Below are 1,432 nucleotides of genomic sequence, written 5' to 3' on the forward strand. Positions count from 1 at the left end.
TAGAAGGTGGAGTCATTTTGTGGCTACGCGGACCCACGCGATCTACACCGATGTACACTCCCTTTCCATACACGACGCTCTTCCGATCTCGCGTTCGCCGCGCCGCGCGTCGAGCAGCGGATCGCCGAGATAGGTGGCCACGTGCGCGCCGCCCGCCGAATGCCCGACGATGAAGATCCGCCCCGGATGGCCGCCGTACGACGCAATGTGCGCACGCGTCCAGTCGAGCGCCGCGGCAACATCCTGCGCGCCGGCCGGATACGGCGCATCGGGCGCCAGCCGGTATTCGACGTTGACCGCGACGTAGCCGTGGCGCGCGAACCAGCGCGGCACGTTGTCGTAGATCAGCCCGTTGATGCTCTTGCGGCCGCGCACGAACGCGCCGCCATGCACGAACAGCACGACGTCGGCCGGCGCGCCCTGGCGGGTCGCGTGCTGCACGAACACGTCGAGGCGCTGGCGCGCGTCAGGCCCGTACGGAATGTCGCGCTCGATCTCGCAGCCGAGGTCCGTCGCCGCCCGCGCGGCGACGAGCGGCGTGTACGTGTCGATCACCCAGTCGCGGTGCGCGTCGATGTCCTGCCCCCAGACGGCGCCGATCTCGGCGAAGCGCGCCCTCAGCGCTTCCGACAGATTCCCCAGCGGTTCCTGCCAAGCGTGCATCCCCTGCCTCCCTGCATGACGGCTAGCGGCCGGCGCGAGCCGGTGTTCCGCCGTTCGAACGGCGATGGGGACCATTCTGGTATATAAATCTCGTTTTGTGTATACACAATCACTACGTAGTATACCCAATGAGATTCCAGGCATTTTTGCGCGACAGTCACGCCCACGCACTCATCCGTCGCATGCCGACACTCTTCAAGGACACCCATGGACAAGCTTCGCCACATCGCGCTTTCGGTCGACGATCCGGAAGCGGCCGCGCAATTCTTCGAGCGCGCGTTCGGCATGCGCCGCGCGGGCAACGCGATGCGCGGGATCTACATGACGGACGGCACGATCAACGTTGCGCTGCTGAACTTCAAGGACGAGACGGTGCCCGGCTATGCGGGCCTGAAAGACGTGCGCGGCGTGATCCACTTCGGGATGTGGGTGGACGATGTCGACGCGACCGCCGAGCGCGTCGTCGCGGCCGGCGGCACCTACCTGACCGGCCGGCACGAGCAGGACCCGAACGTGTTCTACGAAGTGAAGTACCGGATGCCCGACGGCACCGTGTTCGACATCACGTCGAACGGCTGGAAGGGCGCGGTGAAGGAAGTCGTGCCGGCCGGCGCGGTGGGCACGCAGCCGTGACCGCGCGGCCTGGGGTACTCGCGCTGGTGCCGTTGCCCGACACGACGCGCGATGCGCTGCGGCGCGACTACGTGCTGCACGATCACCCGGACGGGATGCCGGCCGACTTCGCGGCAGCCGGCACGATCCGCGCGGT

General features: G+C 67.2%; 2 protein-coding genes. One reads left to right on the forward strand and one right to left on the reverse strand.

What is annotated here, in order from left to right:
* Positions 1-42: 42 nt before the first annotated feature.
* The gene (locus tag G3N99_RS40280) at positions 43-663 is read right to left on the reverse strand and encodes an alpha/beta hydrolase (RefSeq protein ID WP_241012096.1); all 621 of its coding nucleotides are present in this window, start codon (positions 661-663) and stop codon (positions 43-45) included.
* Between the two features lie 207 nt (positions 664-870).
* On the opposite strand from G3N99_RS40280, the gene G3N99_RS40285 reads away from it, so the two are divergent.
* Positions 871-1,296, forward strand: a complete 426-nt coding sequence (locus tag G3N99_RS40285) for a VOC family protein (RefSeq protein WP_206125197.1) — start codon at positions 871-873, stop codon at positions 1,294-1,296.
* Positions 1,297-1,432 lie beyond the last annotated feature (136 nt).

This window comes from Burkholderia sp. Ac-20392 (assembly GCF_017104585.1).
GTDB classification, from domain to species: domain Bacteria; phylum Pseudomonadota; class Gammaproteobacteria; order Burkholderiales; family Burkholderiaceae; genus Burkholderia; species Burkholderia lata.